The sequence below is a fragment of the Escherichia sp. AM3 genome, assembly GCF_032029835.1.
Lineage (GTDB): Bacteria > Pseudomonadota > Gammaproteobacteria > Enterobacterales > Enterobacteriaceae > Escherichia > Escherichia coli.
On the sequence record NZ_JAVUPQ010000471.1, the window covers coordinates 1 to 685 of the forward strand.

Annotated in this window: 2 protein-coding genes; one reads left to right on the forward strand and one right to left on the reverse strand. The window is 48.3% G+C overall.

What is annotated here, in order from left to right; genetic code table 11:
• The coding region (locus RTW80_RS26660; RefSeq protein ID WP_312721096.1) for a YhcH/YjgK/YiaL family protein at positions 1-242 on the forward strand (242 nt) is incomplete at its 5' end.
• A 59-nt stretch (positions 243-301) separates the two neighbouring features.
• Here the strand turns inward: RTW80_RS26660 and RTW80_RS26665 are convergent.
• Positions 302-685, reverse strand: a 384-nt coding sequence (locus RTW80_RS26665; protein WP_250559608.1) for a PDDEXK nuclease domain-containing protein, incomplete at its 5' end; no start/stop codon positions are given.

Below are 685 nucleotides of genomic sequence, written 5' to 3' on the forward strand. Positions count from 1 at the left end.
TAAACGGTGAGGAACGGATTCTGTTTGGCATGGCAGGCACTGCGCGTCAGTGTGAAGAGTTCCACCATGAGGATGATTATCAGCTTTGCAGCACCATTGATAACGAGCAAGCCATCATCTTAAAACCGGGAATGTTCGCCGTGTTTATGCCAGGTGAACCGCATAAACCAGGATGCGTTGTCGGCGAGCCTGGAGAGATTAAAAAGGTTGTGGTGAAGGTTAAGGCTGATTTAATGGCTTAAAACTTAGTTCGTTTTAAAGATTCTGCAGACACTGTCTGCAGAATTCGAAACCGCTGAAATTAACGGCGTCTATAGCCTTCCTCTAGCACCGCCTGTGTTCGAACGAGTTCATCTGCGAGTCGTTTCTCATCAGGTAGTTGCATCTTATATTCGCTTGCCAGAACGGTGTTAGGCAAACCTGCCAGAGCATAATGCGCTTCTCCGGCTCCTTTCTCTGCACAGAGAACCAGACCGATGGGCGGATTTTCATCCGGTAGCGTCCAGTGCTCTTTGGCGTAGTTGAGATACATATTCATCTGTCCGGCATCGCTATAGCTGAATTTGCCCACTTTTAGATCGACGATTAGCAGGCAGCGTAAACGGCGGTGGAAAAACAGCAGATCGACACGAAACCAGTTGTCATCAATGCGTAACCTTCGCTGCCGACCAACAAAGGCAAAATC